The sequence below is a fragment of the Williamsia phyllosphaerae genome, from assembly GCF_014635305.1.
Lineage (GTDB): Bacteria > Actinomycetota > Actinomycetes > Mycobacteriales > Mycobacteriaceae > Williamsia_A > Williamsia_A phyllosphaerae.
This window is the reverse complement of the sequence record NZ_BMCS01000001.1, coordinates 1,730,307-1,757,214: the sequence shown is the minus strand read 5'-3', so window position 1 is coordinate 1,757,214 and position 26,908 is coordinate 1,730,307. Positions and strand designations below refer to the sequence as shown.

The following is a 26,908-nucleotide window of genomic DNA, read 5'->3' as shown; positions in this document are numbered from 1 at the left end:
GCAAATGCGACGCGCACGCCGGTCTCAGCGAGCAAGCCAGTGGTCGACGGTGAGTTCGGTCCCGTCGGCAAGGGCCTGGGCCTGGGCGCCGAATCCGACCATCGCGGTCCCGTCGGCGAGCTCGATCGACCCCAGCAGCATCGGCGACGGGAGTTCGGCGAGAAAGCCGCCCAGCGCGGCCGCCGACAGCACCCACTTCTCGCCGCGGATCGCGCGACCGGACACGTCATCACGGACGAGCCCGGGTTTCGGCGGCGTCGTGTCGAGTTCGACCAGCCGGTACGCGGGCGCGGTCACGATGTCCCCCGCCCAGCGGGCACCGCGCCCGGTGAGTTGGTGGTCGAGCGGCTGCCCACGCAGATGCGCACCGAACACCGCGAGTTCGACCGTGCCCGAGACGTTCTCGACCCACGTGGGCCCGCCGTCCGAACCGGAGAGTCGATGCGCGACGTCGATGAGCACGGCATCGCGATGGGCCGCCGACAGCAGCGTCACACCGAACTGCGCGGTCCCCGGGTCACCGTCGTCGACCACCCCGGCCGGGACGGCGAGTGCACACATGTCGAACAGGTTGCAGAAGTTCGTGTAGGTCCCCATCCGCGCGTTGACGCCCACCGGATCGGCCGCGACCTCGGCCAGGGTGGGATGTGCGGGCGCGGTCGGCACCATCAGCGCGTCGACACCGTCCAGCAACGCCATCGCGGCCGAGCGCAATTCGTCGACGCGCCTGCGGTCCCGCAGCAGGTCGGTCGCCGACCATCGCGACGCCGCGGAGATGATCGACGCGACGGTGGGGTCGAGGTCGTCCCCACCGGAGTCGACGAAATCCCCCACCGCATCGTGGCGTTCGGCCACCAGCGCACCCTCGTACAACAGGACCGCGGCCGCGAGGAAATCACCGAGGTCGATCTCGCGTACCGCACACCCGGCGGCGACCGCGTCGTCGACGGCCCGCGCGAACGCCGCCCGCCAGTTCTCGCCCAGGGCGGGAAGCTCGGACGGGATCGCGATGACCGGGGCCGCGGACGCGGCGAGGGTCGTGTCGGCGGGGAACGGTCGTGGCCCGGCGGCGGTCGCCATGACGGCCATCGCGGCGTCCGCCTGCGCGAGGTCACGGGCGAACACGGTCACGCAGTCATAGCTCGCACAGGCCGGGATCACGCCGTCGGTGGAGACGACCCCGAGGGTGGGCTTGATGCCGACGATGCCCTGCAGGCCTGCGGGCACGCGCCCGGACCCGGCGGTGTCGGTGCCGATGGCGATGTCGGCGAACCCGAGTGCGACGGCCACGGCGGAGCCCGAACTCGACCCACCGGAGATGTGGTCGGGACGACGCGAGTCCCGTACCGCGCCAAAAGGACTGCGGGTACCGACCAGCCCGGTGGCGAACTGGTCGAGGTTGGTCTTGCCGATGACGACCGCGCCGGCGGCCCGCAGCGCGGCGACCACCGGTGCGTCGACGTCGGGCACCGTCGCGAAGGACGGGCAGGCTGCGGTGGTCGGCAGGCCGGCCACGTCGACGTTGTCCTTCACGGCGAGGATGACCCCGGCGAGTGGTCCGTCGGCCGCGCGCGACGCGGCGAGTTCGGCCTCCACGTCGGCGACCGGGCGCAGGTGGATGAAGATCTCGGTGCGTCCACTCGACTCGATCTCACGGTGGATGGCGGCGACACGTCCGGTGCCGACGGCGGTGGCGGTCATGCGACGCGACCTCGAGAGACCTCGCCGCCGTCGGACCACCGCTGCCGTTCGGCGTCGCGCGCGGTCTCCATCTCCCCACGCGTGCGCGCGATCTCGGCGGCGTTGGCGTCGAGGAATGCCTGATGTTCGGCGATCGAGAACTCGCCGTCGGTGATGTCCATGTGTCCGCCTCCCGCGGCCACGTCGGCCCGCATGTCGAGCAGTTCGTCGGCACCGACCGGATACCAGCTGATCCGGTCGAAGAACCGCAGCAGCCAGGGATGTTCGGGGTCGAAGCCGACGGTGGCCTGCGGGTGCCGGTGGTTCCACACCTGGGTGGTCCGCCCGACGAACTGGTAGCCGCCGGGCCCCTCCATCCCGTACACGCACAGGTAGGCGCCACCGATGCCGACGGCGTTCTCCGGCGTCCACGTCCGGGCCGGGTTGTACTTGGTGGTCACCAGGCGGTGTCGTGGGTCGAGGGGAACGGCCACGGGGGCACCGAGGTAGACGTCGCCCAGACCGAGTACGAGATACTCCGCGTCGAACACGATGCGGTGGACGTCGTCGGGTGAGGCCAGCCCGTTCATCCGACGGATGAACTCGATGTTCCACGGACACCAGGGCGCATCGTCGCGGACCCCGAGCATGTAGCGCTCGGTCGCCTCCCGCGTCGCGGGGTCGTCCCAGGACAGCGGCAGATGGACGGTCCGGCTGGGCACGACGAGGTCGTGGACCGACGGCAACTCGGCCTCGCACTCGCGCAGCCACTCGACGACCGTCGACTGTCTGATCGCCGCCGGATCGAATTTCACCTGGAGCGAACGGATCCCGGGGGTGAGGTCGACGAGCCCGGAGGGGCGGTCGGCGGCGATCCGCTCCGCCAGCGCGTGCACCCGGGCACGCGAGGCGAGGTCGAGCGCCATGTCGCCGTACTCGATGAGGACGTTGTCGTCGCCGCTGCGACGGTAGGTGACACGGGACCCGCCGTCGGCGGTGTCGGCAACGCCCAGGATGCCCCCGTCCGGGTCGCCGCCGGTGGAGATCACCGGGATGTACTGGGAGCGGCGGGCGTTGCCGATGGCCGAGGAGTCCGCCACCGCCGACGACCGGACCGGGACGAACCGCACCGCGTCGCCGGGCGCGATCTGTCCGAGCTTCCAGCGGTCGGCCGTGGTCACAGTGACCGGGCAGACGAAACCGCCGAGACTCGGCCCGTCCGGGCCCAACAGGATCGGGGTGTCGCCGGTGAAGTCGAGCGCGCCCACCGAGTAGGCGTTGTCATGGATGTTCGACGGGTGCAGACCGGCCTCCCCACCGTCGGTCCGCGCCCAGTCGGGTTTGGGGCCGATCAGCCGGATGCCGGTCCGGTCGGAGTTGAAGTGCGCCTGATACGACGTGGCGTAGAGGGTGGCGATGTCGTCGTCGGTGAAGAACTCGGGCGCGCTGTGCGGTCCGACGGTGACCGCGAGGTCCCACGCCGTTCCCATCGCGGGCTCCTCCTCGTGCTGGATTCGCCGTGGCGGGCCGTCCGGCGCGACACCGGCGATGTCGAGCTCGTCGCCGTCGGCGAGGACCCGACCGCCATGGCCGCCGAAGCGACCGAGGGTGAACGTCGACGCGCTGCCTAGCACCTCCTCGGCGGCCAGTCCCCCGGCCACCGCGACGTAGATCCGCATCCCGATCGACTCGACCGCACCGATGGTCACCCTGGATCCGGCCGCGACCGAGATCGGTTCGCACTGGCCGTGTTCGACCCCGTCCACGGCGACCCGGACCGGGGCGCCGGTGACGGCGATGGTCGTGGGCACGGTGAATCGGAGGGTGGGGCCGAGCATCGTGGCCTCGAGCGCCGCCGTGCCCTGCGGGTTGCCGACGGCGATATTGGCGAGACGGAAGGACAGGTCGTCCATCGGCCCCGACGGCGGGACGCCGACGTGCCAGTACCCGGTGCGGCCGGGCCAGTCCTGGATGGTGGCCATGGGGCCTGCCCGCTCGACGACGACGGCGCTCATGCGACGGGCTCGACGATCGGGCGGGTGACGATCACGCGGACGGCGGTGGGGTCGAACCCGTTGCACGGGTTGTTGATCTGCGGGCAGTTGGAGATCAACACCAGGGTGTCGACGTCGGCGCGCAACGCCAACCGCCTACCGGGGGCGGACAGTCCGTCGACGATGCCGAGGCTCCCGTCCGGATCGACCGGGACGTTCATGAAGAAGTTGACGTTGCCCACCATGTCGCGTTTGCCGAGTCCGTGTCGGGCGCCCTCGATGAGGAAGTTCTCGACGCAGGCGTGCTGGTGCTTGGTGTGGTGGCCGTAGCGCAGGGTGTTCGACTCCTGCGAGCACGCACCGCCGACGGTGTCGTGATTGCCGACCTCGTCGCCCACGATCGTCATCAACGGGTTCGACTCCTGATCGCGGATGACCGATCCGGTGGTGAGGAACAGGTTGCCCTGGGCAGCGACGGTCGCCTGCGCGGAGTAGCGCGCGGCCGGGTCGGGTGTGCCCGCGGCCGTCACCCCGTAGAACAGGGTGTCGACAGCCTGGTTGCCGTACAGGTCGACGATCGTCAGGACGTCGCCTGCGGTGACAACGGCCGACCAGGGGCCGCGGGCGTCGATCTCGGCGTCGAGGACCACGGCGCCGGGCACCAGTGCCGCCTCGGCGGCGGGGGCGGCTACGGGGGTGGACATCTCAGGCTCCTCTACGGGTGGGCTGCGGTGGCGACGTCTTCGGAGTTCGCCACGGCGCGTTGGTATTCGGGATCGGTGTCGTCGACCTTCGCCAGCAGGTCGGCCAAATCGGCGGGCGCCCGCCAGGCGAGCACCTCCAGCGGGCCGGTGTCGAACCCGGGTGACGGGTCGAGCGGATGCGCGGTGTTGGCCACGGCGACGATGCAGGGCAGGTGCAGGAGCAGGTCGACGTGCTTGTCGAGGCCGGCCGACCCCTTCGACGTCAGCGTTCCGTCGGACTCGACGACCACGCCGTGGAAGAACGACACCGACGGTGCCACGTCCGCGGGTGTCAGACCGTGTTTGGCCGCGGCCAGGGTCAGCAGTTCCCGACCGGCCGGGCTCTGCGAATGCGCCTGTCCCGCGCCGTATTTCTCGGTGTTGCCGGCCAGCGTCGTGGTGCCGCAGAGCGCGTCGTGGTGTCCGGAGTCGTCGGCCACCACGGTGGCCAACACCCGCCCCTGGTCGCTGAGCAGCGGATGCCCCTCGCCGAGGTACGCCTGCCACGGCACCTTGACGGTGTCGGCGACGTTGAGTCGTTCCCACGGGGCGTCGGCCCGCCAGAGCAGCACGTGCGCACACGCGCTCCCGGCGACGTCACGCAGACGCAGACGCGTCCCGCGGGCCAGCACCTTCACGGTGTAACGCCCGCCGGGCACGGTCTCGGCCCACGTCATCGCCTCGGGCTCGACGCCTGCCGGTGGATTCGGCCACCGCGACGCCGGGACGACCGGCATCGAGTCCGTGAGGGCACCCGCCTGTGCACGCGCATGGGCCTTGGCGCCGGTGGTGGATCCGGTGGCCGCGCTCATCGCGACCGCTTCGAGCGCACGAGCGCGTCGGTCGGGACCGGGGCGCCGGGAAGGTCCTTGACCCGCAGGTAGGCGGCGGCACCGACCACGAGCGTCAGGGCGACGAAGATGATCGCGAAGTAGTGCAGGAACCACGAGGTGCCGTCCGGGTCGTACACCTCGGCCCGCGGCCAGGCGATGTTGATCATCAGCAGCGTGCCCATCACGACCGCGATGACGTTGACCAGGATTCCCCAGCGGCCCAGATCGAACACGGGACGACCGAAGCTGAGGCTGGTGCCACGAATCCGGTGGATCAGCGCGGGGATGGTGACCATCAGGTAGGCGATGTAGACGATGACCACCGAGACGCTGGTGATGGCGGCGAAGACGCCGGCCTGACCGAGGTTGACCAACAGGACCGCGATGGCGAGCGCGCTGACGACGATGCCGGTGTTGATCGGGGTCCCGGTGCGCGGGTTGACCTTCGCCAGGAACGCGCCGAACGGCAGACGGTTGTCCCGGGCCATCGAGAACATCACCCGCGAGGCCGACGCCTGGATCGCCAGGGTGGCCGAGAAGATCGCGATGGCGACGATGGTCAGGAGTGTCCGGCCCATCCAGGTGTCGAGCTGGCTGGTGATGACCCAGGCGATCCCGTCGGCGGAGAGCTCCGAGGCGCCGAGCGATGGGGCGGCCATCAGCGCGGCCAGGATCATCAGTCCGCCACCGACGAACGACACCAGCAGAGCATTGACGATGGCCTTCGGCGCGGTCTTGCGTGGGTTCGCGGTCTCCTCGGACAGCTCTGCGGCACTGTCGAATCCGTACATGACGTACGCGGCCATCAGCATCGAGGCGAGGAATCCGGGGAGGTAGCCCAGCCCGGTCCCGTGCCCGCCGGTGTCGAGAACCGCCTGTGCCGGTGAGCGTTCGGCGTTGATGAACAGCAGCACGACCAGAAGCACGACACCGATGATCTCGATGGTGACGCCGATGACGGTGATCTTGCCCATGAAGGACACGCCCACGGCGCTGATGACCGTGCAGAGCGCGATGGTGATGCTGCCCAGGATGATCGCGTTGGTCGCACCCGAGACAGAGGTGAGCGCGGTGTCGGAGCCGATGAGCTGGAAGCCCGACCAGATCGACGGCAACACACTCTGCATCGCGATGGCGAGCGCGGCGACGCTGACGATGTAGCCGATCAGCATGAACCAGCCGGCGAACCACCCCACGCCGTTGCCCGCCAGGCGTCGCGACCACTGGTAGATGGCGCCGGCGACCGGGAACTTCCCGGACAGTTCGGCGAAGACCAGACAGACGCAGAACTGGCAGACGAACACGATCGGCCAGGTGAAGAAGAAGCCGGGCCCGCCGAGTCCGAACCCGAGCGCGAACAGTGCGAACACCGTCGTCAGGATGGACACGAACGAGAAGCCGGAGGCGAACGACGCGTAGCCGCCGATCCCCCGGTGCAACTCCTGGGTGTATCCGAGTTCGGACAGTGCGTCCGAGTCGTCGGCCGACGAGATCGACCGGGCTGGTGCGGTCATGTGAACTCCTGTTGGGTGGGGCCGCTGCATCGCCGGAGCGGTGTATATCTATCAAGTGATCGAAAAGTATCGGTCGCATTTGTTGCCGCGGTTTCCCGAGTGTGAAGAGCGTGTGACGGAGTGCTCACCGAGCCGGTGGGACGTTCGTCTCGGTAATGTTGTCGCCGACGGCCCGCCGACCACCACGACCGACGAGGAGAACACCGCGATGCGTCCCGAGTCAGGGCCGGCGGCACGGGGGCGTCCCCGCCTGGTGGAACAGCGACGCACCGGCGGCAACCCGCGCGAGGAGATCCTCGATGCCGCAGGCGAACTGTTCACCACGCAGGGATTCGCCGGCACCTCGACGCGGGCGATCGCCGAGTCGGTCGGGATGCGCCAGGCCTCGCTGTACCACCACTTCGCGACCAAGGACGACATCCTCGCCGCGCTCCTGCAGGACACCGTCGCCCCGGCGCTCGACGTCGCGCGGTCGCTGGATCCGTCCACGCCCGCCATCACCCGGCTCCTCGACCTCATCCGGTACGACGCGGGGCAACTTGCGGCGTCGCGGTGGAATCTCGGCGCGCTGTACCTGCTCCCGGAGCTCCGCGGTGAGCGGTTCACCGCCTTCCGCGACGTCCGTGTCGAACTGCGCGAGGTCTATCGCGCGCTGTCCGTCGAGGTGGTCGGCGACCCCGCCGACGGCCGCGTCCATCTCCCCTTCCGGCTCGTGGAATCGGTCATCAGCATGCGATCCGACGGCCTGCTGACCGAGCCGGACACGGCGCGGGGAGCCGCCGCGCGCGCATCGGTGGTCGCCGCGATCGCCGACGCGGCCGAACGCCTCCTGCGCTGAGCCGCTGCAGGTACTTTGAGGGTGACGCGTCGACACCGATGGTCGATGCGCACGTGATGAGAGTGAGTGTGTGATGGCCGATCTGCATGTGGTCGCGACGATTCCCGCCAAGCCCGGTTTCGAGAAAGAGGTGGGCGACGCGCTGAAGGGGCTGGCCGCCGCCACCCAGGACGAGGCCGGGTGCATCTCCTACGAGCTGTTCGAGTCCGCCTCCACGCCCGGGGTTTTCGTCACCGTCGAGCTGTGGGAGTCGCAGGAGCACCTCGACGCGCACATGAAGGCACCGGCGTTGACCGAGGCCATGAGCGCGGTCGGGGAGCACCTCGGTGATCTCGCGATCCATCCCCTGAAGCCGTTCTGACCCCGCCCGGACACCGCATCACCGGCTGAGCGCGGCGCGACATGTTCGTCGGTCTGACCCTGCCCGTCATGGAGCCCGACATCTGGGCGGACGGCCCGGGCACGCTCGAGGCGTGGGCCCGGGCGATCGACGCCGGCCCGTTCTCGTCGTTGTGTTTCGGCGAGCGGATGGCCTTCGACAACCCCGAGACACTCACCCTGCTCGGTGCGGTCGCGGCGTGGACGTCGCGCGTCCGGTTGGTGACGACCGTGATCGTGCCGCAACTCCACGATCCGGTCCTGCTCGCGAAGTCGCTCGCCACGGGCGACCAGCTGTCCCGGGGCCGACTCACCGTCGGCCTCGGTGTCGGCGGCCGCCGCGAGGACTACCGCGCCGCGGGCGCGGACCCGGCCACCCAGACCATGCGTGGCATGGCCGAGCGGGTGGCCGTGATGCAGCGGGTGTGGCGGGGCGAGAACCTCACCGGCGCAACGCTTCCGGTCGGTCCGCCTCCGGTTCGGTCCGGCGGTCCCGAGTTGCTCGTCGGGACGACCGGCCCGAGGACCATCCGCAGCGCGGCGGCGTGGGCCGACGGACTCGCCGGGGTCACCCTGGATCTCGCGACGACCGGGGTGGCCCACCTGTTCGACGTCGCCCGCACCGCCTGGGCCGAGGCCGGGAGGTCGGCGCCACGTCTGACCACGTCGTTCTGGGTCGCCCTCGACGACGGTGACGGCTCGGGCCGCACGCAGATCCACCGCCACCTGCGGCACTACATGAACTGGCTGCCCGTCGATCTCGTCGATGCGATGGCGCCGACCACCGGTTTCGCCGGGACACCGGCGCAGCTGCGCGAGGTGCTCGCGTCGTTCGCCGATCTCGGCGCCGACGAGGTGCATCTCATCCCCACCGACTCCGACGTCGACCAGGTGCACCGTCTCGCCGACATCGTCGGCCAGATGGCCTGACTCAGCGTGGGACGAGGCCTTCGAGGACGACGCTCAGATACTGGTCGGCCACCTCACGCGCCGACAGCGATCCACCCGGCCGGTACCAGCGGACGGCGACCCACACGGTGTCGCGCAGGAATCGGTACACCAGTTCGGTGTCGAGGTCGGCGCGGAACGTCCCGTCGTCGACTCCCCTACGCAGCACCGTCTTCCACAGCTTTCGGAACTCGGTGTTCCGCTCCGCGATGTAGTCGAACCGGTCCTGACCGGACAGCCGCTTGGCCTCGTCCTGATAGATCGCGACGGCGTGATGGTCGGCGTCGATGCTCTCGAACGAGGCGACGATCAGCTGGACCAGCGTCTCGTCGGCCGGTAGGTCGGCGTCGACGATCGCGTTGTAGCGGGTGAAGAGCGCGTCGAGAAACCCCCGAAGGATCTCGTCGACCATCGATTCCTTCGAATCGAAGTGGTGGTAGAGACTGCCGGAGAGGATGCCCGCCGAATCGGCGATGTCGCGAACGGTGGTGGTACGCAACCCTTGTTCGGCGAACATGCGTCCGGCGAGCACGAGCAGTTCGTCGCGTCGCGTCGAACGCGAGGCAGTATTCGGCGACACGTGTGCGATCTCCTCCTCGGCCAAGGTCACCAAGCCTAGCAAGCGCTTGGCCGAGGAGTTCGATCAGCGAATCTTCTTGCTCGCACGCCTCGTGATCAGCCGCCACATGGCCAGCTGGATGTTCGTCGAGCGGGTGTCGCGCTTGCGGAACGGCGCCGACATCAGCTCGGCGAAGCTCAGCGGCATCCGCGAGTGGGTGACCGCACGGGCGTGAGAGAACGTCGCGAACCCGAACTTGCCGTGGTAGCTGCCCATCCCACTGGCACCGACACCGCCGAAGGGCAGTTCCGCACTGAGCAGGTTGAGCGCGAAGTCGTTGCCGTTCACCGATCCCGAACGGGTCGCGTCCTGCAGCGCCTCGTAGCGGTCGTTGTCGGGGCCGTACCAGTACATCGTCAGCGGATGGCTGTGCGAGGTGATGTGGCTGATCGCCTCGCCGAGGTCGCGGTACGGGTAGACGGTCAGGACCGGACCGAAGACCTCGTCCTCCTCGATCTTCATGCCGGCCGAGACCCCGGTGAGCAGTGTCGGCGGAATCTTGCGCGACGCCGCGTCGGGCAGTTTCTCCCCGGCCGGGATCAGCTGCTGCTTGGTGGCGCCGAGGCTCACGGCGTCGTCGATCAGTCCGACGATGCGCGTGTAGTTCTTCTCGTTGATCGTCGAGGTGAACTGATCGTTGTGCAGTACCGAGGAGTAGTTCTCGCGCCAGCGGGCCATCACGCGATCGGTGAACTGGCCCAGCTTGTCCTCGGGCACGAAGGCGTAGTCGGGACACAGGCAGACCTGCCCGCTGTTGACCATCCGCGCGTCGGCGAGGCGCTTGGCCGCGACGTCGATGTCGGCGTCGACGTCGACGACGGCGGGGTTCTTGCCACCGAGTTCGAGGGTCACCGGGACGAGGTTCTTACCGGCCTCGGCGGCCACCGAGGCGCCCACCTCGGGCGAACCGGTGAAGAACATGTGGTCGACCTTCAGTTTGGCGAAGTCCGACCCCGATCCGTGCGCACTGGTGAGGACGGCGAACTCCTCGAGGGAGAAGTAGTTCGGCGCGTACTTGGCGAGCACGGCGGTGGTTCGCGCCGTCGCCGACGACGGGCGCATCATCACGCGGTTGCCCGCGGCGAACGCCGAACCGGCAGGCACGACGGTCAGCTGCAACGGGAAGTTCCAGGGCCCGATGATGCCGACGACGCCCAGCGGGTCGTGTCGGATGCGCTGGGAGAACCCGGCCAGGCCCATGGCCTTGGCCTTGGCGACCTTCTCCGTCTTCATCCAGCTGCGCACATGCTTGCGCTGGTGCGCCAGATCGATCATGCATCCGGCGACGTCGGTGGCGATCGAGAGATCACGCGGGCGGGTGCCGAAGTCTGCGTCGAGGGCCTCGGCGATCTCCTCGGCGTGGTCGAGCAGGAGCGACGAGAGCCGGTTGATCCGACTGATGCGCGTCGCCGCGTCCGGGATGCCGTCCCGCAGGAACGCCGCACGCTGCAGATCGAGGAGTTCGGTCAGGCTGCGTTCGTCGGCGGAGCGGTGCAGCGGCGTCACGGTGGCGGCGTGCGCCGAGCCGGTCGTGGTCGGAGCGGGCTTGGTCATCGTTCGATCTCCTTCGATCGCCCAAAGAAACAAATTGTTCAATGTGTTGCTTTGCAGTATGCGCCACATCACAGGGTTCGCGCCACCACCCTCTGGGCCGGACCGTACTGTCGAGCCCATGACCGACGTACTCATCCTGGTCGGACTGTGGTCGATCGCGGTCGGGGCGGTGTCGGGATTCGCGGTCACGCTCGTCGTCGAGAAGCCGGACGTACTGCGCGCGATCGGCCTGGTCCATCAGCGTCGCGTCTTCCAGACCCATCTCGACTGGATCATCATGGGTATCCTCATGGTCGCGGTCGGGGCGGTCGCGTCGGACACCCCCGACTGGGCGCTGATCCTCGTCGTCATCGGCGGCATCATGAACCCGCTGCTGTTCATCCCATTGGGCTTCAACGCCGACATCCAGAAGATGATCGTCTACAAGGCGATCTCGGGACTGTCGTTCGTGGCGTTGTCGACGGGCCTCGTCGTCACCGCCATCGCGCAGACCATCGCCCACTGAGGCACGCTCGGCAGGTGATTTCGGCACGTTCGATGGGTGGTTAGGGCACGCTCGGCGGGGCTAGAGCCTCTCGATGATCGTGACGTTGGCGGTCCCGCCGCCTTCGCACATCGTCTGCAGGCCGTAGCGTCCGCCGGTGCGCTCGAGTTCGTTGAGCAGCGTCGCGAACAGCTTCGCCCCGGTGGCCCCCAGCGGATGACCCAGCGCGATGCCACCTCCGTTGGGGTTGACCCGGGCCGGGTCGGCGCCGGTCTCCTTGAGCCACGCCAGGACCACGGGCGCGAAGGCCTCGTTGATCTCGACGACGTCGATGTCGTCGATGGACAACCCGGACTTCTCAAGCGCGTAGGCGGTGGCCGGTATCGGCGCCGACAGCATCATGATCGGGTCGTCGCCACGCACCGAGAGGTGGTGGATCCGTGCACGCGGGGTGAGCCCGTACCGCTCCAACGCCGCCTCCGACACCACCAGCGTGGCCGCGGCACCGTCACAGATCTGCGACGCGACGGCGGCGGTCAGCCTCGACCCCTCCTCGAGGACCGGCAGCGAAGCCATCTTCTCCAGCGACGTCTCGCGGGGGCACTCGTCGACGATGCAGTCACCCAGCGCCACGAGCTCGTTGTCGAAGCGCCCCTCGGCGATGGCCGTGCGCGCCCGTTGGTGCGACTGCAGGGCCCACGCCTCCATGTCCTCGCGGCTGATGCCCCACTTCTCGGCCATCATCCCGGCGCCGCGGAACTGCGAGATCTCGGCGTCGCCGAACCGCTCCTGCCATCCGGTGGAGTCGTGGAACGGGTTGCCGAACCCGTACTGCGCCCCGGCGATCATGGCCGCCGAGATGGGGATGGCACTCATGTTCTGCAACCCGCCGGCCACGACCACGTCCTGGGTCCCGCTCATCACGCCCTGTGCGGCGAAATGGATGGCCTGCTGGGACGATCCGCACTGTCGGTCGACGGTGGTCGCGGGGACGGCCAGCGGCAGACCCGCGGCCAGCCACGAGGAGCGGGCGACGTTGCCCGCCTGCGGCCCGATGGTGTCGACGCACCCGAACACCACGTCGTCGACGATGTCCGGGTCGATCCCGGTGCGCTCGACGACCGCCTTCATGACGTGGGCACCGAGATCGATCGGGTTCACCTTCGCCAGGGATCCGTTGCGCTTGCCCACCGGGGTGCGCAGGGCGTCGACGATGTAGGCCTGCGGTGTGGTCATGGTGTGTGGCTCCTCGTGCGGGTCAGGCTCGTTGGCTGGAGATCGACACGATCTCCCCGGTCAGGTACGTGGTGTAGTCGCTGGCGAGCATCGCGATCGTGGCGGCGATCTCCCAGACCTCGGCCGCGCGGCCGTAGGCCTCGCGTGAGGCGAGGTCGTCGAGGAGTTCCTCGCTGGTCACCTTGGCCAGGAACGGGTGCCGGGCGATCGACGGGGCGACGGCGTTGATGCGGACGCCGTACTCCGCGGCCTCGACCGCCGAACACCTCGTCAGGGCCATGACACCGGCCTTGCCCGCGGCGTAGTGGGATTGCCCGGCCTGCGCGCGCCACCCCAGGACCGACGCGTTGTTGACGATGACCCCGTTGTGGGGTGCGGCGGCGAAGTAGCGCAGCGCGGCCCGCGTCGCCCGGAAGGTGCTGGTGAGGGTGATGTCGAGGACGCGGTCCCACTGGTCGTCGGTCATCTCGACGATCGGGGTCTCACCGCCGAGCCCTGCGTTGTTGATCAGCACGTCGATCTGACCCAGCTCGCGTACCGCGACGTCGATCAGCTCGTTCACCTGATCGGTCTTCGACACGTCGCAGACCGTCTGTGCCACCGTCTGATCCGGGAACTCCAGCACGAGCTTCTCGACGGTCTCGCCGAGTCGGCGCTCGTGGAAATCACTGACGAGGACGTCGGCGCCCTCCAGCAGCGCGCGCCGCGCCGAGGCGAACCCGATGCCCGTGCCGGCCGCCGCGGTCACGACGACCTTCTTCCCGAGCAGCAGCCCGTGTCCGGGGATCTCCTCCGGCGGTGTCGACAGTGGAGATGCATTCACTCGCGTGCCTCTCGCGGTAGTCCGAGCACCCGCTCGGCGATGATGTTGCGCTGGACCTCGTTCGAGCCGCCGTAGATGGTGTCGGCGCGTGTGAAGAGGAAAAGACGTTGCCACTCATCGAGTTCCACCCGGTCGGGGGTGGTGATGTCGTTCGGGACACCCTCGGTCGTGGCGTCCGGGGCGATCAGCGACGGCGCGCCCTGCACGGCCACCGCCAGCTCACCGAGGTCGCGATGCCAGTTGGCCCACTGCAGCTTCGACACCGACGCCTGCCCGCCCGCACCGCCGGTGTCGACCGCGGCCAGGGTGCGCTCGGCGTGGGCGCGCATCACGCGCAACCCCACCCAGGCGGTGATGATGCGCTCGCGGATCGTCGGGTCGTCGGCGGCGCCGTTCGACTTCGCCAGCGCCACCACCCGGTCGAGCTCCCGGGCGAAGCCGACCTGCTGGCCGAGCGTGGACACACCGCGTTCGAACTCGAGCAGTCCCATCGCGACCTTCCACCCGTCGCCGGGCTCGCCGACAATCAGGTCGGCGTCGGTGACCGCGTCGTCGAAGAAGACCTCGTTGAACTCCGATGTGCCGGTGAGCTGTTGGATGGGGCGCACGGTGATGCCGGGCTGGTCCAACGGCACCAGGAGGAATCCCAACCCCCTGTGCCGGCTCGAGCCCCGTTCGACGCGGCAGAGCACGAAGACCCATTGCGCGACGTGCGCGAGCGACGTCCACACCTTCTGCCCGTTGATGACCCATCGGCCGTCGACGAGCTGCGCGGTCGTCGACACGTTTGCCAGGTCCGATCCCGCCCCGGGCTCGGAATAGCCCTGCGCCCACAGCTCGGTGACATCGGCGATGCCCGGCAGGAACCGTTCCTTCTGCGCCTCGGTGCCGAAGGCGATCAGCGTCGGCCCGAGCAGTTCCTCGCCGAGGTGGTTGACCCGGGCGGGCGCGTCGGACCGGGCGTACTCGGTGTGGAACAGGATGCGCTGACCGATCGTGGCGTTGCGGCCGCCGTATTCGGTCGGCCAGCCGAGGCAGGTCCACCCGGATTCGGCGAGATGTCGGTCCCACGCCAGCCGCTCAGCGAAGAACTCGTGCTCGCTGCCCGGTCCACCACGACCGGCCAGGTGCGCGAAGTCACCGGTCAGATTCTCGTCGAGCCAGGTCCGCACCGATAGCGCGAAATCCTCCGCGCCGCCCGGATACCGCCCCAGGTCGACGCCCCGATCGGCAAGATTGGTCGAGATCATGCGAGCTAGCCTAACCTACCAAGCGTTTGCTAGGTTTTCCGATGTGACCGACGTGGACCTGGTGCAGACCACGCCGCAGGCGCTGCGTCGTGCGGCACTGATGTGGCCCGATCAGATCGCGGTGGTCGACTCGCAGTGGGGCGAGGACATCGAGCTGACCTGGTCGGAGTTGCTGGGGGCGGTCCGCACCTTCGCGGGCGCTCTGATCCGACAGGGCATCGGCGCCGGTGATCGCGTGGCCATCTGGGCGCCCAACAGCGTGCACTGGCCGATCGCCGCTCTGGGCGCGCACTTCGTCGGCGCCACCCTCGTGCCGGTCAACACGCGGTACACCGCGACCGAGGTCCTCGACGTCCTGGTCCGGACCCACTCCCGCGCGCTGGTGGTGCCCGGGGTGTTCCTGGGCGTCGACCGCCTCGCCGAACTCGCCGCACTGGCCGACCTGCCCGCCGACACCGACCTGATCGCATCGATCCGGATCCGACTCGACGCCGACGACTGCACCCGCGCCGACCACGGCATCGACTGGAACGACTTCCTCTCGTCGGCCACCGACTCCGACCGCGCCGAGGCCGACACCCGCGCCGACGCGGTCCGACCCGATGACGTCTCCGACATCCTGTTCACCTCGGGCACCACCGGGCGCAGCAAGGGGGTGGTCGCCGAACACCGGCAGTCGGCGGCCGGGGCCCGCGCGTGGGGCGCCAACGGGGCGCTGAGCACAGACGACCGCTACCTGATGGTCAACCCGTACTTCCACACCTTCGGCTACAAGGCCGGCATCCTCGCCTGCACCCTGTTCGGCGTGACGATGCTCCCGCTGGCGGTGTACTCCGCCGAGGCCGCGATGACCCTGGTCGCGTCACAGCGGGCCACGGTCTTCCCCGGCGCGCCGACCATCTTCCAGACCATCCTCGACGCCGACTCCCGCGTCGACCATGATCTGTCGAGCCTGCGGCTGGTCGTCACCGGTGCGGCGATCGTGCCGGTGGTCCTGGTGGAGCGCATCCAGCGCGACCTCGGAGTCGCGACGGTCATCACCGCCTACGGGCTGAGCGAGACGAGCGGGTTCGTCTCGACCTGCACGCCCGACGACGATGACGAGACGGTGGCGAACACGTGCGGCCGCGCCTTTGCGGGGATGGAGATCGCGCTCTCCGACGCCGGCGAGGTGCTGGCGCGGGGCGACATGGTGATGCGCGGCTATCTCGACGACGAGACGGCGACGGCCGAGACCATCGACGCCGACGGGTGGTTGCACACCGGGGACATCGGGACGATCGACGAGCGCGGCAACCTGCGCATCACCGACCGACTGAAGGACATGTACATCTGCGGGGGTTTCAACGTCTATCCCGCGGAGGTCGAGCAGACCCTCGTGCGATTCGACGCGGTCACCGAGGCGGCCGTCATCGGGGTCCCGGACGAACGCCTGGGTGAGGTGGGACGGGCGTACCTCACGGTGCGGAGTGGGGCGCACATCTCCGAGGACGAGGTGATCGCCCACTGCCGGTCCACACTCGCCAATTTCAAGGTCCCGCGCAGTGTCGTCGTCATCGACGAATTCCCCCGAAATGCGGCAGGGAAAATTCTTAAACGTGAACTCTCTTCACTGACGTGATGTAAATCATCTTCTTAATTCGCGGCAAAGCACATCAAATCAAACTCGGAACGCGAGTTTTGTACGCACAAACAGTTTTATCGACACACAATCCACACACGACGACGCCCGGCTGCCGTTGTGATCAGGCAACCGGGCGTCGACGTGGACCGGGTGTTCACCCGGCCCATCGTGTATCAGTGTGCGGCGTTGTAGAGCTCCACGATCTCTCCCGAAACACGTCCACGCGCGGAGACGCCGTGGCCGTTACGCCGTGCCCAATCCCGGATGGCCGCGGACTGACCACGGTCGACCGCAGCGGAGGGCGTTGCGCCCTTGCTGCGCCGACGGCCGCCGACACGACGTGCGTGCTCCACCCAGGTGTCGATCTCCGACCGCAGACGAGCTGCATTCTTGGTCGAGAGATCGATCTCGTAGGTCACGCCATCGATGCCGAACTCCACGGTTTCATCGGCGGATTTACTGTCGTCGACGTCATCCACAAGGGTGACCGTCACTTTCTTCGCCATGTTTGCCCCATATCGTTGAACATTGCCGAAAGTGATCGGAGCCACAGCCCAGGCATCCCCGTTAAATCGAAAACCCCCAGCGCCAGCCCCCAATCAATCCCCACTGTAACCGTAAATCGACGAATAGACCATGAAAGTCCGTGACGATCCGGGAGTTCATTCGTTCGGCTTCACCAGCGGGAACAGAATGGTCTCCCGAATGCCCAATCCGGTCAGCGCCATCAACAGGCGGTCGATACCCATGCCGGTGCCCGTCGTCGGCGGCATCCCGTGCTCCATCGCGGTCAGGAATTCCTCGTCGAGAACCATCGCCTCGTCGTCACCGGCCGACGCGAGGCGCGCCTGATCGGCGAATCGCTCACGCTGGATGACCGGGTCGATCAATTCCGAATAACCGGTCGCCAACTCGAATCCACGGATGTAGAGGTCCCACTTCTCGACGACGCCCGGGATCGACCGGTGGTCACGGGTCAGCGGCGACGTCTCGACCGGGAAGTCGCGGACGAACAACGGGGAGTCGATGTGCTCGCCCACCTGGTGCTCCCACAACTCCTCGACCAGCTTGCCGTGCCCGTATCCCTTGCCCGAGGGCACATCCAGGCCCACCCGGCCGGCGATCGACAGCAGGTCGTCGACCGACGTCTGCGGGGTGATCTCCTCCCCCAGCGCCTCCGAGAGCGACGGGTACATCGACACCGTCGTCCACTCACCGGACAGGTCGTAGGTGCTGCCGTCGGCCATCGTCGGTTGCAGCGTCCCCAGGGCGCGCTGCGACACCTCCTGGACCAGTTCCCGGGTCATCACCGCGGAATCGTCGTAGGTGCCGTAGGCCTGATAGGTCTCGAGCATCCCGAATTCCGGCGAATGGGTGGAATCGACACCCTCGTTACGGAAATTGCGGTTGATCTCGAAGACACGCTCCATTCCGCCGACCACACAGCGCTTGAGGAACAATTCCGGCGCGATCCGCAGATAGAGGTCGATGTCGAGCGCATTCGAATGGGTCACGAACGGACGTGCGGCGGCACCACCGGGCTGGGTCTGCAGCATCGGCGTCTCCACCTCCAGGAAGGAACGATCGCGCAGCGCGGAGCGCAGTTCGTGGATTACGGCGATACGGGTCCGCGCGGTCGTCCGCGCCGCGGGACGCACGATGAGATCCACGTAACGCTGCCGGACACGGGACTCCTCGCTCAGCTCCTTGTGCGCAACCGGCAACGGCCGCAATGCCTTCGACGCCATCTGCCAGTCGTCGGCCATCACACTGAGCTCGCCGGTCCGCGAACTGATGACCTCGCCGTGCACGAAGACGAAGTCACCGAGGTCGACATCGGACTTCCAGGCGGCGAGGGCCTGCTCACCCACCCCGTTGAAGCTGATCATCACCTGCAGCTGCGTTCCGTCGCCCTCCTGCAGCGTCCCGAAGCACAGCTTGCCCTTGTTGCGCACGAACATGACCCGGCCCACGACACCGACGTGGTCACCGGTGGCCGTGTCGGTCTCCAGATCCGGGTACAGACGGCGGATCTCGGCCAGCGAGTGGGTGCGCGGGATGGACACCGGGTAGGCCTGCACACCGGAGGCCAGCAACCGCGCACGCTTCTCCGAACGGATGCGCTGCTGTTCGGGGATCTGGTCGTCCGAGGGGCTGTCGGGTCCGGGCGTTGCCGTTGCGTCACTCACCCGGACGACCCTATCGGCACCTCAGTGCGCAGCGATGATGGCCAGGTCGCGGTGCCCCTGCTCCGACAGCGGCAGGCGCACACGACCGGCCGCCGCGTCGCGACGGGCACGCTCACGCAGGGCGTCGAGACCACCCAGCAGGAAGCGGGTACCCGCGACACCGCGGGCCTGCAGGTGCCACGCCGACCACTCGGCGTCGTGACCGTCCGAGCTCACCAGGATCCAGCGGGCATCCGACGCCGCCGCCCGCAGAGCGTTCGACGAGCCGGGGACGAGCCGGTCGAGCAGCACCGACGGGTCGATGGCCAGGGCGCCGGAGATGATGCCGTCGGCGTCGCGCTGGCGTTGCGAGCGGATGTCGACCACGCGGTGACCTGCGGCAACAGCAGCCACGTAGTCGTCGACGGTGACCGAGACCGTGCGCACGGCGCTCGCTGTGACCGGGGTCGCGGGCCGATACGAGGGTGCGGTGGGGGCAGCCGATCGGGCGGCCGAATGCGGACGGGAATCGATCAGGAGAGCAGCAGACATGAGAGTCCTCGAATGTGAGAGGCGAGCAGCACAGGATGGCGAGGCGTATCAGCCCCGACAACACTCCAGTGCGCTCTGCGTCATCACGCGGACAAGTGTGCCACATCTGTGCGCCGCGGTGTCAACGCTTCTTGGTGCGCGGGCCCTCGAGTTGCCGCTCGAACACCAGCCGCAGTCCGTCGAGCGTCAGGTACGGGTGATGCACCGTCAGCGTCTGGCACTCGTCGAAGACCAGTGGGGCGAGATAGCCGGTGGCCACGACGGTGACGTCGGGCCCGGAGAAACCGGGGATGTCGCGCTGCACCCGCGACACCAGTCCGTCGACCTGCCCCGCGAACCCGTAGAGGATGCCCGACTGGAGCGCCTCGACGGTGTTCTTGCCGATCACGCTGCGGGGCGGCAGGAGTTCGACCCGGCGCAGCGTCACCGTGCGCACGGCGAGGGCGTCGACGGCCAGGTCGATACCTGGGGCGATGGCGCCACCGAGGAACTCACCGGCGGCCGAGACCGCGTCGACGAGTGTCGTGGTCCCGAAATCGACGATGATGCAGGCACCCCCGTACGTCGCATGGGCTGCCAGGGCGTTGGCGACGCGGTCGGTGCCGACCTCCTTGGGGTTGTCGACGAGCAACGGCACACCGGTCCGCAGACCGGGCTCGAGCAGGACGTGTGGGCCGGCCCCGAAGTACTTCGACACCATCACCCGCATCTCGCGCAGAAGCGATGGGACCGTGGACAACCCGACGACCGAGACCACCCGTTCCACGTCGGGACCGAGCAGCCCCCGCAGCGACAGCGCCAACTCGTCGGCCGTCATCTTCGGTTCGGTCCGCATCCGCCAGTCGTGCACCAGCCTCGCGTTCTCGCCCTTGCCCGCGAACACCCCGAGATGGATGTTCGTGTTGCCGACGTCGAGTGCGAGGAGCACGTCAGCCCAGGGCCGATGCGGGCTCGCGCGGGTCGAGCAGACCCGACCCGACCGGCGCGTGCGCGGGATCGGAACCGAGCTCGTCGATGCGGTTGCGCTCGTCGACGAACACCACGCGCGGTGCGTACCCGTCGATCTCGGCGGGGCTGAGGATGCCGTAGGCGATGATGATGACCAGATCCCCCGGGTGCACGAGATGGGCAGCGGCGCCGTTGATCCCGATGACACCCGAGCCGCGTTCGCCGGCGATGGCGTAGGTCTCGAGACGGTTGCCGTTGTCGATGTCGACGATCGTCACCTGCTCGCCCTCGAGCAGATCCGCGGCGTCGAGCAGATCCGCGTCGATGGTCACCGAACCGACGTAGTGCAGATCGGCCTGGGTGACGGTCGCGCGGTGGATCTTCGACGTCATCATGGTGCGAAACATGTCTACCTCACTCTGATAAGAAGCCGGTGCCGACGGCGACGCCGACGTTGTCGATGAGGCGGGTGGACCCGAGGCGGGCGGCGACGAGCAGCCGTCCGTCACCGTGTTCCGGGGCGGGACCCAGATCGGTGCCGCGCACCTCGAGGTAGTCGACGTCGATCTCGGGGGCGTGCGCCAGGACCGCCGACGCGGTGTCGATGATGGCCTGCGCCCCACCGGCCGCGGCGTGGGCGCCCGCCACGAGCGCCGCCGACAGCGCGGTCGCCGCCGCCCGGTGTTCGGGACCGAGGTAGGCGTTGCGACTCGACATCGCGAGACCGTCGGATTCACGCACCGTCGGGACGCCGACGATGTCGATGCCCATGTTGAGGTCGGTGACCATCTGGCGCACCAGCACGAGCTGCTGGTAGTCCTTCTCGCCGAAGAAGGCGGCGTGGGGTGCTGCGATGGACAGCAGCTTGGCGACGACGGTCAGCATCCCGGCGAAATGCGTGGGCCGCGACTGGCCCTCGAGCTCGGCACCGAGCGGACCCGGCAGCACCGTGGTGCGCGGGCCGTTCGGGTACATGTCGGTGACCGTCGGCGCGAACACGAGTTCCACACCGAGGTCGTCGAGCAGGGCGCGGTCGGCGTCGAAGGTGCGCGGATAGGCGTCGAGGTCCTCTCCGGCGCCGAACTGCAGTGGGTTGACGAAGATCGAGACGATGACGACGGTGTTCCCCTGGGACTTGGCCGATGCGACCAACTCCCGGTGGCCGTCGTGCAGCGCACCCATGGTGGGCACCAGGACGACTCGCTTGCCGGTGGCGCGCAGCGCCTTGCTGATCCGGCTGATCTGGGCCGGGTCGCGGTGCACGGTCAGCGACCCCGGCACGTACGGGCGGGTGGGTGTGGTCATGTTCTCGCTCACCTCTCGAGCACTTCGATCAGAGCGGCGGGCGCTCGGGTGTAGGACGCAGCACGCAGGGACATGGTGCGGTAGGCCTCGGCCAGATCGGGGTCGGCCTCGCGCAGGGCGGCGAGATGGCCCGCCACCGCGACGGCGTCGCCGCGCGCGACCGGTCCGGTCAGCGCACGGGGGCCCAGCTCGAGAGTGTTCTGCAGGGCCGCCGACACCAGCGGTCCGAGCAGGCGCTCGGGCAGGCCCGCCGCGTTCTCGTCGATGAAGTCCTGGCCCGGTATCTCCGGGCCGGCCAGCGCGATCCGTAGTGCGGCAAGGGAATCCGAGATGAGTGCGACGAGGTGGTTCGCACCGTGGGCCAGGGCGGCGTGGTAGAGGGTGCGGGCCTCCTCGCGAACACGGACCGACTCGCCCCCCATCTCGAGGACCAGCGTCGATCCGACGGCGTGGCCGATCTCGTCGGCGGCGGTGACCCCGAAGCAGGTCGACCGCAGGCGGGTGGTGTCGTCGTCGGTGTCGACGAAGGTCATCGCAGGGTGCAGAGCGAGGGGGGTGACGCCCAGTTCCGTCAGGGGCGCCAGGATCCCGATCCCGTGGGCGCCCGCGGTGTGCGCGACGATGGTGCCCGGGCGGACCGCGCCGGACGAGGCCAACTCGGCGATGACGGCGGTGAGCTGATCGTCGGGGACGCTGATGATGAGCAGTTCCGAGCGGGCCGCGACCTCGTGTACCGGCAGGATCTGCGATTCGGGGAGTCGGCGGGCGACGCGGTCGCGCGCGGCGTCCGAGCGGGCGACGACGGCACCGACGACGTGGTCGGCGGACTCGAGGGCCGCTCCCAACGCCGTCCCGACGCGACCCGCGGAGACGATGCCGACGGTCAGCCGCGCGGGCGCGGGCCAGTTGGCGATGCCCGATGAGGTCACCGATGTCCTCCATCTGCTCGTTCCAGGCCCGAACTCGGGTACCGGACGTTCAGCGCCGAGGATAGGGCGCGGTCGGCGTCATCAGCCAATTGCTGTGACGCGGCTCACTGGCTCAGTCCTCGCGGCGGCGGCGACCGCCGCCGGTTCCCGATCGCAGCTGGTCGATCAGTTCCGACGCCGACCGGCCCGACTGGTGTGCACCGGGCTCGGGTTCTGGGGCCCGATGACGATCGTTGCGGCTCGGCGGCGGGGTGGGCGTCGGATCGGCCGGGGGCTCGGGGACCGGGGTGGGCTCGGGCTGCGGCTGCGCCGGCGCCGCGCCGCGACCGTGCCGACCGCCCCCCTGACTCGCGTGCGACGTCACGGGTGATGCCGAGGGCTCGGCGACGACGTCGGCCACGATCGGCTCGGGCGCGACCGGATCGGCTGCGACCGGCTCCGGGACGACCTCGGCGGGTGCCACCGCCCATTCGTCGGTCGGGGTCTCGTCGACGAACGCCGGGACGTCGGCGGGACCGGGGTCGGACGCGGCGGCCCCGTGACGGGACGACGGTGCCGGACGTGGCGCGCCACGAAGGCCGTCGTCGTCGGAGGCCTGACCCTGCTCGTCGGTGACCACCGGGATGACCTCGGTCAGCGTGTTGGGCTCGGCGATCGGCACCCGATCAGCGCCGACGTCGGGCGCGGTGCTGGCGAAGTCGCGTTCGGCCACGGCACCGTCGTCGAAGGCGGGGTCGGACGTGGAGTACGAGCCCGCCGCGGAGTACGTCGACTCGTCGGGCTCCGACCGTGCGCGATCGAGTTCCCGGCGACGCTCGGACCGCAGGGCGGCGCGCTGCTCGGGCAGGTCCCCACCGACCAGGAGTTCCAGGCTCGCACGCAGCGCCTCGATCTGGGCCTTGAGTTCGCCGAGCTCCTCGTTCGTCTCCGCGTGCACCTCGCGGCGGACCTGCGTCTCCACACCGAGCTCGTACTGGCGGCGGGCGGTGATCTCACGTTCGAGCTGCAGCTCGTAGACCAGTCGCAGGTCGCGCGCCTTGGACTCGGCCGAGTCGGCCTGCCTGCGGAACTTGGTCACCAGGATCGCGCCGATGACCGCGGCCCACAGCGCGGAGATGACCGCGAGACTCGCTGCGATACTGCGGGAGTTGCTGAACATCATGGCGATGCTGGCGCCGATCGCGAGCGCGAGGAGCAGACCGAGCAACCATTGGGCGGGCCCCCGACGAACGCGGCGGGAATCAGCCGAGCGGCCGGTGGTCGTCATGTCGGTCAACATACCTGCGTTTGTCGGTGCGGCGTGCGAGCCGGTACGGAGAGTCACGCATTCTCCCCACCTGCGGCGTTGCTGCGACGACGCAGCTAGGCGGCCGATTCGTCGGCGGGATCGTCGGGTGTGCGACAGCAGAACTCGAGCACCAGTGCTGCGACTCCGAGGAGCACACCGCCCACCAACCCGACGATCGCCGCGGGCGTGTCGTGATCGGCCGCCGATGAATCGGTCTGCGCCAGAAGGTAGATGAGCAGGCCGATCCACACGCCGGTCGCGATGGCGGCGAGGATCGCCGACGCCTTCGCCAACGCGAGAACCCGGGCGGCGGTGAGGGGATGCAGTTGATCGCGGCTGGTGCCGACTTCCGAGCGTGACACCCGCAGCCGCACGACGATCGCGATGACCACCTCGAGCGCCGCCAGCACGTAGAGCACGATCCCGGCCAGCAGCGGCAGAGGCGGCAACTCCCCATAACTGACGCGCACGAGCAGCCAGACGACGACGGCGGTGAACGCCGCGATCCCCAGCAGGTCGCGGACGCGGGTCGGGCCCAGGCCGCCCTCGTCCGGATCGTGGTCACGTGGTGTGCGCGGGGTACGGCGCCGGGCCATCATCGAGAGCTCGCTTTCGTGTTCTGCGGTGATCCGTCCCCATGCGGGCCATCCCACTGCGGGACATCCCGTCGGCGCACCCCGGCGCGGTCGGACTCGTCGAGACCGGCGACGAGGTCGTGCACCGACCGGGGTCCGGCCGGGGTCCACAGCTGCGCGTCGGGGTCGGCGTCGAGCCACGGGATGAGCACGAAGGCCCGCTCGTGCGCGCGGGGATGCGGCAGGGTCAGCACGGGGTCGTCGCTGACCTCGACGCGGCCGTCGACACTCACCGACACGACGTCCACGTCGAGAGTGCGCGGTCCCCAACGTTGTTCGCGGGTTCGGGCAGCGGCGGCCTCGAGTTCGAATCCCTCGTTCAGCCAGTCCATCGGCCCGCACGCGTCGTCGTCGACGATCAGGACGGCGTTGTCGAAATCGTCCTGGGGCACCGGCCCCCACGGCGGGGTCGCATAGACGGCGGACGCCGCGACGAGTCGATCCGCGAAATGCTCACGTACCGACCACAACAGGTCGAGACGGTCACCCATGTTGGACCCGATGGACAGGACCGCTCTACTCATCGGTCCGACTCATCGCCGCGAGCGTCGCGTCACCACGGCGACGTCGGAGAACGTCAACGGGATGGGGGCGGACGGCTTGTGCAGCGTCACCTCGCAGGCCGCGACCCGCTCGTCGACCATGATGCCGTCGGCGATCTCGGCGCAGACGGTCTCGATGAGGTCGCGCGCCGGTCCCGCGACGATGTCCGCGGCGCGTTGTGCGAGACCACCGTAGTCGACGGTGTCGGAGAGGTCGTCGGAGGCCGCGGCGGGCCGGAGATCCAGCCACAGGATCAGGTCGACGATGAAGTCCTGACCGTCGCGGCGCTCGTGGTCGAAGACACCGTGGTTACCCCGAACGGTCAACCCACGCAACTCTATTCGGTCAGCCATCCGCTCGCTTCCGTGGGCGACCACAGGTCCGCTCGGTCTCTTCTGTCCGGTCAGCCATCCACCGATCCCCTTCGTCCTCCGTCGGTCCATGCCGCCGCCACGGCGATCGCGTCGCGACTCGACGGCACGTCGTGTACGCGCACCCCCCACGCCCCGTTGACCGCGGCCAGCGCGCTGATCGCCGCGGTGGCGATCTCACGCCCGGCCGGTGGTCGCGGTTGCGCACCACCGGAGAGCAGGGTGCCGAGGAACCGCTTGCGCGACGCCCCGACGAGGACCGGGAACCCGAGGCCCACCAGCGTCGGCAACGCGTTGAGCAGGGCCCAGTTGTGTTCTGCCGCCTTGGCGAAACCCAGGCCGGGGTCGAGTATCACCGCCGCCGGGTCGACACCGGCACGGACGGCCGCATCGACCTGGGTGAGCAGCTCACCGCTCACCTCCGCGACGACGTCGCGATAGCCGCCGACATCGTCGACCCGGTGGGCGAAGTGGGTCGCGCCGTCGGCCGGGTCGGTTGCGGGCCGCCAGTGCATCAGGATCCAGGGCACACCGGCATCGGCGACCACCGAGGCCATCGCGGGATCCGCACGGCCACCGGAGACGTCGTTGACGACAACGGCGCCGGCCTCGATCGCCGCCTGCGCCACCGAGGCGTGCATGGTGTCCACCGACACCGACACCCCCTCGGCCGAGAGCGCGGCGATGACCGGGACGACCCGTCGGGCCTCGAGATCGGGATCCACACGGGTCGAACCGGGACGGGTGGACTCGCCGCCGACATCGATGAGGTCGGCCCCGTCGGCCGCGAGCCGACGACCGTGGGCGATGGCTGCGTCGGCGTCGAGATAGCGGCCACCGTCGGAGAACGAGTCGGCCGTCACGTTGAGCACGCCGAGGACGCGGGTCCGACCGGAGCTCACCAGGTGTGCGGCTGCGTTCACGCCGTCAACCGTATGCGCGATGGACACCGGAACCCGCAGCAGGGCGCTCAGGGCTACCGAGAGATGAGGTCGAGCGCCTCACCACGGCTGACGGCACTGGTCTTGAAGATGCCACGGACCGCCGATGTCGTGGTCGACGCACCGGGCTTGCGGATGCCGCGCATCGCCATGCACAGGTGCTCGGCCTCGATGACGACGATGACACCGCGCGGATCGAGCTTGCGCACCAGGGCGTCGGCGATCTGCGTGGTGAGTCGCTCCTGGACCTGCGGGCGCTTGGCGTAGAGGTCGACGACGCGCGCCAGTTTCGACAACCCCGTGACCTGCCCGGATGCGCCGGGGATGTACCCGACGTGGGCGACCCCGTGGAACGACACCAGGTGGTGCTCGCACGTCGAGTACATGGGGATGTCCTTGACCAGCACCAACTCGTCGTGGCCGACGTCGAACGTCGTGGCCAGCACGTCGTCCGGTTCGGTGTGCAGGCCGCCGAACATCTCCTGATAGGCGCGCGCCACCCGGGCCGGCGTCTCCTTCAGACCGTCGCGGTCGGGATCCTCACCGATCGCGACGAGCAGCTCGCGAACCGCCGCCTCCGCCCGCTCCTGGTCGAAGGGCGCGATAGCACCACGGTTTTCGGTTCTGGTCATCAGGAGCTCGCTCTTCTGTGAGTGCCCGGAGGTGGAGGGTGAACGTCGCGGCGCGTACCGGGACGTGTGCGTGCTGGG

The 26,908-nt window shown here is 69.0% G+C and carries 28 protein-coding genes; 5 read left to right on the top strand and 23 right to left on the bottom strand.

Annotated features, from left to right (window positions below; genetic code table 11):
• Positions 1-24: 24 nt before the first annotated feature.
• The 5 genes from atzF to IEV93_RS08280 are packed head-to-tail and all read right to left on the bottom strand — an operon-like array spanning position 25 to position 6,764.
• Positions 25-1,701 (bottom strand): allophanate hydrolase, encoded by a 1,677-nt coding sequence (atzF, locus tag IEV93_RS08300; RefSeq protein WP_188488664.1) that lies wholly within the window; start codon positions 1,699-1,701, stop codon positions 25-27.
• Entirely contained in the window at positions 1,698-3,695 is a 1,998-nt protein-coding gene (locus tag IEV93_RS08295; RefSeq protein ID WP_188488662.1) for a 5-oxoprolinase/urea amidolyase family protein, read from the bottom strand. The genes atzF and IEV93_RS08295 overlap by 4 nt, the downstream gene beginning before the upstream one ends.
• The gene (locus tag IEV93_RS08290; RefSeq protein WP_188488660.1) at positions 3,692-4,378 is read right to left on the bottom strand and encodes an urea amidolyase associated protein UAAP2; all 687 of its coding nucleotides are present in this window, start codon (positions 4,376-4,378) and stop codon (positions 3,692-3,694) included. Before IEV93_RS08290 ends, IEV93_RS08295 begins: the two co-directional genes overlap by 4 nt.
• 11 nt (positions 4,379-4,389) lie before the next feature.
• Positions 4,390-5,229, bottom strand: coding sequence for an urea amidolyase associated protein UAAP1 (locus tag IEV93_RS08285; protein WP_188488658.1), 840 nt, complete (start codon positions 5,227-5,229; stop codon positions 4,390-4,392).
• Entirely contained in the window at positions 5,226-6,764 is a 1,539-nt protein-coding gene (locus tag IEV93_RS08280) for an amino acid permease (protein ID WP_188488656.1), read from the bottom strand. The genes IEV93_RS08285 and IEV93_RS08280 overlap by 4 nt, the downstream gene beginning before the upstream one ends.
• Positions 6,765-6,972: 208 nt before the next feature.
• Between IEV93_RS08280 and IEV93_RS08275 the strand changes: the two genes are divergently transcribed.
• The 3 genes from IEV93_RS08275 to IEV93_RS08265 all read left to right on the top strand — a co-directional run bounded on the left by IEV93_RS08275 (position 6,973) and on the right by IEV93_RS08265 (position 8,910).
• Complete coding sequence (locus IEV93_RS08275; protein WP_188488654.1) at positions 6,973-7,602, top strand: TetR/AcrR family transcriptional regulator; 630 nt, start codon at positions 6,973-6,975, stop codon at positions 7,600-7,602.
• Between the two features lie 73 nt (positions 7,603-7,675).
• A complete protein-coding gene (locus tag IEV93_RS08270) occupies positions 7,676-7,963 on the top strand; it encodes a putative quinol monooxygenase (RefSeq protein WP_188488652.1) in 288 nt (95 codons plus the stop codon).
• Positions 7,964-8,004: 41 nt separating this feature from the next.
• Positions 8,005-8,910 (top strand): LLM class flavin-dependent oxidoreductase, encoded by a 906-nt coding sequence (locus IEV93_RS08265; protein ID WP_188488650.1) that lies wholly within the window; start codon positions 8,005-8,007, stop codon positions 8,908-8,910.
• A 1-nt stretch (position 8,911) separates the two neighbouring features.
• Here the strand turns inward: IEV93_RS08265 and IEV93_RS08260 are convergent, their stop codons facing one another.
• Together IEV93_RS08260 and IEV93_RS08255 are read right to left on the bottom strand one after the other, a co-directional pair.
• Positions 8,912-9,508 (bottom strand): TetR/AcrR family transcriptional regulator, encoded by a 597-nt coding sequence (locus tag IEV93_RS08260; protein ID WP_188488648.1) that lies wholly within the window; start codon positions 9,506-9,508, stop codon positions 8,912-8,914.
• A gap of 63 nt (positions 9,509-9,571) precedes the next feature.
• Positions 9,572-11,101: an aldehyde dehydrogenase family protein gene (locus tag IEV93_RS08255; protein ID WP_188488646.1), complete on the bottom strand. Its 1,530-nt coding sequence runs from the start codon at positions 11,099-11,101 to the stop codon at positions 9,572-9,574.
• Between the two features lie 118 nt (positions 11,102-11,219).
• Between IEV93_RS08255 and IEV93_RS08250 the strand changes: the two genes are divergently transcribed.
• Complete coding sequence (locus IEV93_RS08250) at positions 11,220-11,606, top strand: hypothetical protein (protein ID WP_188488644.1); 387 nt, start codon at positions 11,220-11,222, stop codon at positions 11,604-11,606.
• 60 nt (positions 11,607-11,666) lie between these two features.
• Here IEV93_RS08250 and IEV93_RS08245 read toward each other — a convergent pair whose 3' ends face one another.
• Genes IEV93_RS08245 through IEV93_RS08235 form a run of 3 tightly spaced genes read right to left on the bottom strand, consistent with a single transcriptional unit; the run spans position 11,667 to position 14,894 of the window.
• Entirely contained in the window at positions 11,667-12,821 is a 1,155-nt protein-coding gene (locus IEV93_RS08245; protein ID WP_188488642.1) for an acetyl-CoA C-acetyltransferase, read from the bottom strand.
• Positions 12,822-12,843: 22 nt separating this feature from the next.
• Positions 12,844-13,644 carry an SDR family oxidoreductase gene (locus IEV93_RS08240; RefSeq protein ID WP_188488640.1) on the bottom strand — a complete coding sequence of 267 codons (801 nt, stop codon included), beginning with the start codon at positions 13,642-13,644 and terminating at the stop codon, positions 12,844-12,846.
• Entirely contained in the window at positions 13,641-14,894 is a 1,254-nt protein-coding gene (locus IEV93_RS08235; protein ID WP_188488638.1) for an acyl-CoA dehydrogenase family protein, read from the bottom strand. The genes IEV93_RS08240 and IEV93_RS08235 overlap by 4 nt, the downstream gene beginning before the upstream one ends.
• Here IEV93_RS08235 and IEV93_RS08230 point away from each other — a divergent pair.
• On the top strand, positions 14,893-16,515 hold the full coding sequence (locus IEV93_RS08230) for a FadD3 family acyl-CoA ligase (protein ID WP_188488636.1): 1,623 nt from the start codon (positions 14,893-14,895) through the stop codon (positions 16,513-16,515). The genes IEV93_RS08235 and IEV93_RS08230 overlap by 2 nt on opposite strands.
• Before the next feature lie 176 nt (positions 16,516-16,691).
• Here IEV93_RS08230 and IEV93_RS08225 read toward each other — a convergent pair whose 3' ends face one another.
• From IEV93_RS08225 to folE, 13 genes are all read right to left on the bottom strand, one after another.
• Complete coding sequence (locus IEV93_RS08225; RefSeq protein ID WP_188490456.1) at positions 16,692-17,024, bottom strand: histone-like nucleoid-structuring protein Lsr2; 333 nt, start codon at positions 17,022-17,024, stop codon at positions 16,692-16,694.
• Between the two features lie 156 nt (positions 17,025-17,180).
• Positions 17,181-18,707, bottom strand: a complete 1,527-nt coding sequence (gene lysS / locus IEV93_RS08220; protein WP_188488634.1) for a lysine--tRNA ligase — start codon at positions 18,705-18,707, stop codon at positions 17,181-17,183.
• Between the two features lie 21 nt (positions 18,708-18,728).
• The gene (locus tag IEV93_RS08215; RefSeq protein WP_229704969.1) at positions 18,729-19,238 is read right to left on the bottom strand and encodes a rhodanese-like domain-containing protein; all 510 of its coding nucleotides are present in this window, start codon (positions 19,236-19,238) and stop codon (positions 18,729-18,731) included.
• Between the two features lie 121 nt (positions 19,239-19,359).
• A complete protein-coding gene (locus IEV93_RS08210; protein WP_188488632.1) occupies positions 19,360-20,166 on the bottom strand; it encodes a type III pantothenate kinase in 807 nt (268 codons plus the stop codon).
• A gap of 1 nt (position 20,167) precedes the next feature.
• Positions 20,168-20,593: an aspartate 1-decarboxylase gene (gene panD / locus IEV93_RS08205; RefSeq protein ID WP_188488630.1), complete on the bottom strand. Its 426-nt coding sequence runs from the start codon at positions 20,591-20,593 to the stop codon at positions 20,168-20,170.
• Positions 20,594-20,600: 7 nt separating this feature from the next.
• On the bottom strand, positions 20,601-21,491 hold the full coding sequence (gene panC / locus IEV93_RS08200) for a pantoate--beta-alanine ligase (RefSeq protein ID WP_188488628.1): 891 nt from the start codon (positions 21,489-21,491) through the stop codon (positions 20,601-20,603).
• A gap of 8 nt (positions 21,492-21,499) precedes the next feature.
• On the bottom strand, positions 21,500-22,420 hold the full coding sequence (locus IEV93_RS08195) for a Rossmann-like and DUF2520 domain-containing protein (protein WP_188488626.1): 921 nt from the start codon (positions 22,418-22,420) through the stop codon (positions 21,500-21,502).
• 112 nt (positions 22,421-22,532) lie between these two features.
• Positions 22,533-23,687 carry a DUF6779 domain-containing protein gene (locus tag IEV93_RS08190; protein WP_188488624.1) on the bottom strand — a complete coding sequence of 385 codons (1,155 nt, stop codon included), beginning with the start codon at positions 23,685-23,687 and terminating at the stop codon, positions 22,533-22,535.
• Between the two features lie 95 nt (positions 23,688-23,782).
• On the bottom strand, positions 23,783-24,307 hold the full coding sequence (locus IEV93_RS08185) for a DUF3180 domain-containing protein (protein WP_229704968.1): 525 nt from the start codon (positions 24,305-24,307) through the stop codon (positions 23,783-23,785).
• Positions 24,304-24,867: a 2-amino-4-hydroxy-6-hydroxymethyldihydropteridine diphosphokinase gene (gene folK, locus IEV93_RS08180; RefSeq protein ID WP_188488622.1), complete on the bottom strand. Its 564-nt coding sequence runs from the start codon at positions 24,865-24,867 to the stop codon at positions 24,304-24,306. The genes IEV93_RS08185 and folK overlap by 4 nt, the downstream gene beginning before the upstream one ends.
• A gap of 9 nt (positions 24,868-24,876) precedes the next feature.
• Entirely contained in the window at positions 24,877-25,239 is a 363-nt protein-coding gene (gene folB, locus IEV93_RS08175; protein ID WP_188488620.1) for a dihydroneopterin aldolase, read from the bottom strand.
• Positions 25,240-25,289: 50 nt separating this feature from the next.
• Complete coding sequence (folP, locus tag IEV93_RS08170) at positions 25,290-26,180, bottom strand: dihydropteroate synthase (RefSeq protein ID WP_371873800.1); 891 nt, start codon at positions 26,178-26,180, stop codon at positions 25,290-25,292.
• A gap of 53 nt (positions 26,181-26,233) precedes the next feature.
• Complete coding sequence (folE, locus tag IEV93_RS08165; protein WP_188488618.1) at positions 26,234-26,830, bottom strand: GTP cyclohydrolase I FolE; 597 nt, start codon at positions 26,828-26,830, stop codon at positions 26,234-26,236.
• Between the last annotated feature and the right edge of the window lie 78 nt (positions 26,831-26,908).